The sequence below is a fragment of the Variovorax sp. FW305-3-2-15-B-LB1 genome (genome assembly GCF_058787635.1).
The window spans coordinates 48,009-55,335 of the sequence record NZ_JBYSZY010000039.1; the positions used below are offsets into that span (position 1 = coordinate 48,009).

At 64.7% G+C, this 7,327-nt stretch carries 9 protein-coding genes; all 9 read left to right on the top strand.

Annotated features, from left to right (window positions below; genetic code table 11):
* Position 1: 1 nt before the first annotated feature.
* The 9 genes from AC3WQR_RS21985 to AC3WQR_RS22025 are packed head-to-tail and all read left to right on the top strand — an operon-like array spanning position 2 to position 7,001.
* On the top strand, positions 2-361 hold the full coding sequence (locus tag AC3WQR_RS21985) for a DUF2730 family protein (RefSeq protein WP_492743653.1): 360 nt from the start codon (positions 2-4) through the stop codon (positions 359-361).
* Positions 358-660: a VpaChn25_0724 family phage protein gene (locus AC3WQR_RS21990; RefSeq protein WP_492743655.1), complete on the top strand. Its 303-nt coding sequence runs from the start codon at positions 358-360 to the stop codon at positions 658-660. Before AC3WQR_RS21985 ends, AC3WQR_RS21990 begins: the two co-directional genes overlap by 4 nt.
* A 3-nt stretch (positions 661-663) precedes the next feature.
* The gene (locus AC3WQR_RS21995; protein WP_492743657.1) at positions 664-1,200 is read left to right on the top strand and encodes a phage protein Gp27 family protein; all 537 of its coding nucleotides are present in this window, start codon (positions 664-666) and stop codon (positions 1,198-1,200) included.
* Positions 1,200-2,819 carry a hypothetical protein gene (locus AC3WQR_RS22000; RefSeq protein ID WP_492743659.1) on the top strand — a complete coding sequence of 540 codons (1,620 nt, stop codon included), beginning with the start codon at positions 1,200-1,202 and terminating at the stop codon, positions 2,817-2,819. The genes AC3WQR_RS21995 and AC3WQR_RS22000 overlap by 1 nt, the downstream gene beginning before the upstream one ends.
* Positions 2,812-4,374, top strand: a complete 1,563-nt coding sequence (locus tag AC3WQR_RS22005; RefSeq protein ID WP_492743661.1) for a DUF935 domain-containing protein — start codon at positions 2,812-2,814, stop codon at positions 4,372-4,374. Before AC3WQR_RS22000 ends, AC3WQR_RS22005 begins: the two co-directional genes overlap by 8 nt.
* A gap of 60 nt (positions 4,375-4,434) precedes the next feature.
* Entirely contained in the window at positions 4,435-4,764 is a 330-nt protein-coding gene (locus tag AC3WQR_RS22010) for a Gp49 family protein (RefSeq protein WP_492743663.1), read from the top strand.
* 7 nt (positions 4,765-4,771) lie between these two features.
* The gene (locus AC3WQR_RS22015; protein WP_492743665.1) at positions 4,772-4,996 is read left to right on the top strand and encodes a hypothetical protein; all 225 of its coding nucleotides are present in this window, start codon (positions 4,772-4,774) and stop codon (positions 4,994-4,996) included.
* A 2-nt stretch (positions 4,997-4,998) separates the two neighbouring features.
* Positions 4,999-6,366 (top strand): phage minor head protein, encoded by a 1,368-nt coding sequence (locus tag AC3WQR_RS22020; RefSeq protein ID WP_492743667.1) that lies wholly within the window; start codon positions 4,999-5,001, stop codon positions 6,364-6,366.
* Positions 6,367-6,368: 2 nt separating this feature from the next.
* Positions 6,369-7,001, top strand: coding sequence for a phage virion morphogenesis family protein (locus AC3WQR_RS22025; protein WP_492743669.1), 633 nt, complete (start codon positions 6,369-6,371; stop codon positions 6,999-7,001).
* Positions 7,002-7,327: the final 326 nt, after the last annotated feature.

A 7,327-nucleotide genomic window follows, 5' to 3' on the forward strand; every position in this document is an offset into this window, starting at 1 on the left:
AATGGATTACGAAGCCGGACGTTTCTGGTTGGCTCTCGCACTAGGCGTTATCAACATGCTGGGCACGGTCGGTGTCGGCGTGTACGCCTGGATCGTCGCCCAGAGCAAGAACAGCACCCAACACATCAAGGCGCTGGAGACGGTGTTCCTGCAGAAGATCGGCGAGTACGGCAGCCGCATCGACAAGGTCGAGACGCACATGAGCTACATGCCAACGCCGCAGCAGCTGTCGAACATGCAGGGCGATCTTCGGGAGTTCGGCGCAATCCAGAAGTCCCAGCACGAATCGAATCACTCGAAGCTGACGGCACTCACCCTGTCGATGCAGCGCGTCGAGGACTACCTGATGGAACGCAAATGAGCGCGGCCGACTTTGCAACCGCTCTCGCGGAAGACCGCCGGCTGACGCTGCTGCGCGTGCTCCACGAAAGCACCGCCTACTCCACCAACGAGTTCGTGCTGCAGACGATGCTCAGCAACTTCGGCCACATGGTCTCGGTCGACCGTTTGCACACCGATCTGGCCTGGCTCGAGGAGCAAGCATTGATCGCGGTCGACCTGGTCGCCGGCGTGCGCATCGCCAAGCTGCTCTCGCGCGGCGAAGACGTGGCGCTTGGCCGCACCATTCAGCCAGGCGTGAAGCGTCCGCGCGCGGGGTAGCCAATGCCCCGTAAATCCACCGTTGCCGTTCTGGACGAGTCCATCGTCTCTGTCGTGAACCAGCTGATCCGCGAGGGCTGCACGATCGACGAGATCCTGCGCGCCCTGCAGCCGCTCGGTGCCGATGTCTCCCGTTCGGCCATGGGCCGCTACGTGAAGTCGGCGCGCGAGAGCATGGAGAAGTACCGCCAGGGCCAGGAGGTTGCCAAGGTGTGGCTGGACAAGCTGGAACACGAGCCCAACGGCGACGTGGCCCGCCTGCTGCCCGAGATGCTGCGTGCCGTCGCGTTCCAGACGCTCACCACGATGGGCGAGTCCGACGAAGGCATCGGCTCCCAGGAGCTGATGTTCCTGGCGAAGGCACTCAAGGACTTGAGCGGCGCGAGCAAGCTCAACATCGATATCGAGCTCAAGATGCGCGAGGTCCGTAGGCGGACTCTCGACGAGGCGGCCAAGAAGGTCGGCGAAACCGCGCTTGCCCAGGGCATGGATGAACAGCAGGCCGAGTTCTGGGCGAAGCAAGTCCTGGGCATGAAGTAGTGGTCACCAAGCTCGCCGCTCGCTCGGACACGCAACGCATCGTCGAATGGGATGAGCTGCCCCCGTCCGTCAAGCAGATCCCCGCGAACCTGAACCCGATCGCCGAAGGCGTGCTGATGAAGCATCAGCGCGAGTGGGCCGCGATCACCGCTGACCTGAAGGTAGCGGAGAAGGGGCGGCGCACCGGCATCACATTCGCCGAGGCCTTGATCGACACGCTGATCGCCGCCCGCCGGAAGAGCGCCGGCGGCAACAACATCTACTACATCGGCGACACGAAGGAAAAGGGCCTAGAGTTCATTGGCTACTGTGCCCACTTCGCCAAGGTGATCGCTCGCGCACAGGGCATGGGCATCAGCTCGATTGAAGAGTTCATCTTCGAAGACCAGAAGGACGACGGCACCACGCAGCAGATCGCGGCCTATCGCATCCGCTTCGCTTCGGGCTTCTCCATCGTCGCACTCTCGTCGAACCCTGCGAACATTCGCGGCCTGCAGGGCATCGTGGTCATCGACGAAGCGGCGTACCACCGCAACGTCCAGGCGCTGCTCGACGCCGTCACCGCGTTGTTGATCTGGGGCGGCAAGATTCGGGTCATCAGCACCCACAACGGCAGGAAGAACGCCTTCAACCAGCTGATCCAGGACATCCTCAAGGGTGTCTATGGCAAGGATGCCGTGGTCTATCGGGCCACGTTCGATCACGCGGTGATCAACGGCCTGTACGAGCGCGTCTGCATGATGACCGGCCAAGAGGCCACGGCCGAGGGGAAGCAGGCCTGGTACCAGAAGATCCGCAACCTCTACGGTCCTCGCAAAGCGGCCATGCGTGAGGAGCTGGACGCGATCCCGCGCGACGGTGGCGGTGCCTCCATTCCGGGCGTCTGGATCGACCGCGCAATGCGCGAGGTCAGACCCGTGCTGCGGCTGTCCCTGCCCGATGACTTCGTGCGTCAGTCCAACGAGGCCCGCGAGATGTTCGCTTCGACCTGGATCAAGACGCACCTGGTGCCGGCATTGAAGCTGCTGCACCCCGTGCTGCAGACGGTTGTGGGCATGGACTATGCCCGGCACCGGAACTTCTCGGTGATCACGCCGCTGCAGGTGACCCAGCACCTGCGACGCACGGTGCCTTTCGTGCTCGAGCTGCAGAACGTACCCACGCGCCAGCAGGAACAGATCCTCTGGGCGCTCATCAACGCCATCGGCACTCGCTTCCGCGGCGCGGCGATCGACGCTACCGGGCCCGGCCAGACCATCGCCGAGTACACGGCCGACCAATTCGGCCACGAAATGATCCACCAGGTGGTGCTCAGCCTCGCCTGGTACGGCGAGTTCATGCCGAAGCTGATCCAGCGCTTCGAAGACGACGACTACGACCTTCCGCGGGACGACAACCTGGAGTCGGACCTTCGCTCGGTCGAGGACAACAACGGCATCCCCCAAGTTGCCCGAGCAAACCGCCGCGACCTGGCCGAGCCCGAGCTGTTCCGACACGGCGACTTCGCAATCAGCCTGGTGATGGGCGAGTTCGCCGCTCTGAACATGGTCACTCCATTCGATTTCATCAGCGACGGGCAGCACCGCGGCTCGGACACACAAGGTTTCCTCCATGGCTAAGAACTTTCGCCGCACGCGCACCGCGACGGCCGCTGCAACCTTCGTTCAGCGCCCCGAGATGGACACCGAAGTCGCGAACCGCCTTCGCGACCCGTTCGAGAACACCTACATGGGTCTCGTGCGCACCAACGACCCGTTGCTGCTCGAGCGCGGCGGTGGCGGGTCCGACGATTCGATCTATCGCGACTTGGAGCGCGACCCGAAGGTGGCCAGCGGCCTGCAGAAACGTGTGCTCGCCTTGGTCAGCCGCGACTGGCAGGCGGAAGCCATCGCGAAAGGACCGCGAGCCGAGGCCGACGCGGCAACGTTGACGGAAATCCTGAAGGCCTGCTCGTTCGACAATATCTGCAAGGACCTGATGAAGGCCCTGCTGGGTGGCATTGCCATCTCGGAGATCGTCTGGACCATCGTCAACGGCCAGATCGTTCCCAAGCGCGTGGTCAAGCGGGCCCGCCGCCGATTCGTGTTCAAGCAAATCGACGAAAACAAGCCGCCAGAGCTGCGCCTGCTGACCCGAGACAACATGCTCGACGGCGAAGCGCTGCGGCCGAAGAAGTTCATCGTCCACCGCATCAACCCGGAAGACGACAACCCCTGGGGCACCGGCCTCGGCCTGATCCTCTACTGGCTGGTCTTCTTCAAGCGCAAGGGCATCGTGTCGTGGAACAAGCTCTGCGAGCGCCTGGGCATCCCGACCGTTTGGGGCAAGTACCCGCGCGGTTCGGGCCCGAAGGAAAAGGCCACCTTGTTCGACGCGCTCAAGGCGCTCAACAGCGACGGCGCGGTGGTCACACCGGAAGGCACGGCGATCGAGTTGCTCGAAAGCAAGCTGACCGGCTCCATCACCACGCAGCAGGCGCTGGTGGAGTACATGGACGACTGCATTGCCGAGGTCATCCTCGGCCAGGAGCCGCGCAAGCAAGGCGGAGGCGCTCTCGCTGCAGCCAGCAAAGAGCGCTCCGCGGTACGGCTCGACCTGACGCAGGCCGACAGCGATCTGCTCAGCGAGACCCTCAACAGCACGTTGATCCCGTGGATCTGCGAGTTCAACGGCCTGGTGCCGTGCCGTGTCTATCGCCAGATCAAGGAGGAAGAAGACCTCAAGGCTGCGAGCGAGACCGACAAGAACGTCTCGGGCATGGGCTTCAAGCCGACGCTCGCCTCGGTCAAGTCGCGTTACGGCGAGGGCTGGGAAGAGGCCGCGCCTCCCGCGCCGGCGCCGGCACCTGGACCCGCCAATTTGGCGCTGCCCAAGCCGGGCGAGAAGGTCGTGCCATTGCGGCCGGGCTCAGTTGAGTTTGCCGAGGGCGACCAGGCGGCTGGTCAGCAGGCGATCGACGAAGCGATCGCGGCCGTCTCCGACGTCGAGCTGCGCGACGCACTGGGGGGCCTGTTCGAGCCCCTCATGGAGGCCATCGAGGGCGCCAGCACGTTCGAGGACGCCCTGGCCGCGGCCGAGGCGGCCTATCCACGCATGCGGACCGACAAGCTGCAGTCGCTGCTCGCCCGGGCAATGTTCGGTGCCGAGACGTTCGCACGGGTCAGCGACGACTGAGTTTTGCTGCCCATTTCGGGGAGCTGGCAGCACCCCGCAACCGTTTCAATGGAGTCGACCATGTCCACCGCCCAAGATACCGCGCAGGAAGCGCTCATCCAGTCCGCCGGGGCGACCGTTGCCGCTCGCCTGACTCCGGCACAGATCGACGCCACCATCGTGGGCGAGCAGTACTACGTTTTTCCGGGCACGACGCTGACGGTTTGCTCGTTGCTGCTTCGCAATGGCTTCACCGTCACCGGCGAATCCGCCGCAGCCAGCCCCGCGAACTTCAATGAGCAGGTCGGCCGGTCGATTGCTCGCGAGAACGCCCGCGACAAGATCTGGGCTTTGGAGGGCTATCTCCTCAAGCAGCGACTTTTCGAATCGGCACCAGGCGCGCGCACCTGATCTGCCCATGATTGATCTGTACGTCAGCGTCGTGCGCGGGCTTTTCTTGGCCTTCATGGTGTTGTGCTCCGCATGCGGAGTGGCGGGCCTCCTCTGGGCACTGCTGCGGCTGCTGGATGTGCTCGCTGGGCAATTCCTGGCGATCGCCGCATTGATCGAGGCAGCGCACGAGGCGCGCAAACAGGGACGTACCGTCTGGCTTGAGCGCTGGACGAAATGGCGCGGACGCTAGCCATGGCCACGCGCATCAAAGCACGGCTCGACATGCCTCCGGCTGAGGCCGTGGAGTACTTCGGCGCCAAGGGCGATCGGCTGATCTACGACTACTCGGACCTTTGGCGTGAGCAAAACGCGCATGCCTTCGGTGTGGCTAAGGCCACTACAGCCGATGTCCTGCGCACGATCCGCACTGAGGTGGAAACCGCCATTGGCAAGGGGCAGACTTTCGAAGAGTTCAAGCGCCGGCTGCGCCCGCGCCTCGAGGAGCTGGGATGGTGGGGCCGCAAGGAAGTACTCGACGGCAACACGGGTGAGCTGACGACGACTCAGCTCGGCAGCGATCGCCGCTTGCGCACGATCTACCAGACCAACGTTCAGACCGCCTACATGGCGGGCCGCTACAAGCGCTACCTGGCAAACGTCGATGACCGGCCGTACTGGCGCTATGTCGCGATCATGGACGGCCGCACACGGCCGACCCACGCTGCGCTACACGGCAAGGTGTGGCGCTGGGACGATCCGATCTGGAAGATCATCTGGCCGCCGAACGGCTGGGGTTGCCGCTGCACCGTGGTGGCCCTCACCGAGGCCGAATTCAAAGCGCTGGGCGTCCCGCTGGAAAACGGCGCCGACGCCGTCGAAGAGATGGAGGTGCCGATCGGCCGCGAGGGCAAGACCGTCAAGGTGAAGGGCGTGCGCTACAAGGATGAGGCAGGCCGGGACAAGATCTTCCGCCCGGATCCGGGCTGGGACTACAACCCGGGCGAGGCCTGGTCGACCTTCGATGCCGGCGCCACGAAGTCCGAGGCCGTGGGCGTTCGACCCATGCCCGCGGCACCGGCGGCGTCAGGCGCATCCGCTCCGCGCCCGCCTGCCAGCACCATCCGAGCGGTCGACGGCTTGGACAATTGGGTCGACACGGGCCGCCCGGACATCCGTGCACCGGAATTGCCCGCGCTGCCCCTGCCGCAGCTGCTGCCGGCCGCACGGTCGTCCGACGTCGCATCGCGAATGGTGGCCGACGCGATCATCGGACCTGACCAGGCCATGCGGATCGTGAAGACGCCCGTGGATGAGCTGGCGATCCGGCCAGAGCTGCTGCCCAGCATCGAAGCTGCAGCGCTGGGTGCCGAGCGCTACGCCAGCCTGGTCGTGCCGGCGCTGCAGAACCCGCTGGAGGTTTGGCTCACGCCCTACGACGACGGCGTCTACCGCAAGCGCTACCTGACGTTGTTCCAGGGGGCCACCAGGTTGCTGATGATGGTGCGCCACAACCGGGACGGCTCACTGTTCTGGGAACTGTTCGACCTGGACGGCGACAAGGCGGACCGGCTGAATCGGCTCCGCGAAGGCGTGCTGCTCTTCGAGAAGGACGCGGGCTGACCATGCAGATCGTCGAGATCACCGCCGACCAGGCCGAGGCCAGGATTGAAGCCATCCTGGGCCTGCTCCATCGGCCCGAGGTGCTCTTCCGGCGCATCGCCGGCACCTTGGAAGCCGAGACGATGCACAACTTCGACCAACAGGGGCGGCCCTCCTGGGTGCCGCTGGCCGAATCGACCAAGGCAGAGCGGCTCAAGCGGAACAGGGGCAGCTCGGTGCTGAAGATCCTGCAGGACCGCGGGGTTCTCCGGGCCAGCGTCGACTCGGGCTTTGATGCCGACTCGTCGTTTGTCAGCGCGGGCGGCGCTGCGTCGGCCTATGCCGGCGTCCAACAGTTTGGCGCCACCATCGAACGGCCGGCCCACTCGACCAAGGTTCGCCTGCGCACGGACCGCAAGGGCAACCTGCAGCGCCAGGGCACCAAGGGGAGCGCCTCCGGCCGGGCCGTTTTTGCCAAGGACAGCCACAAGCAGGTGCGCGAGAGCTGGCACGAGGTTGGCGCGTTCACGATTGAGATCCCGGCCCGGCCGTACCTGCCGTTTCGTGGCGGTCCGACCGATGGCACACTTCAGCCAGAGACCGAGACGGCGGTGCTCGACGTGGTGATGCGGATGTTGGGCGGCGCCTCCGGCTGACTCCGGGCCCGAATTTGGATGCGTGGCGCCGTTTTTCTGTGGCGAAAGGATGTTTCAGTGGGCGGCCCACGAAATCCCATCACATCCCCCCAAATCCCGGATTTATCTCACCGTACCCTCTGTGAATATCTCAACCCCCTTCATGTGTTCATGCAGAAGACAGCGACACCCCATCGCCCCTAAGATCGCCCCCGGCTTCCCTCACCACGGTCATCACCATAAGGAACACCACATGCAGACAAGAGGGATTCTTCGCCGGCTCATGTTCACAGCGGGCTGCGCCCTGCTGCTGGGGTTGTCAGGTTGCGGCGGCGGAGGGGGTGGTG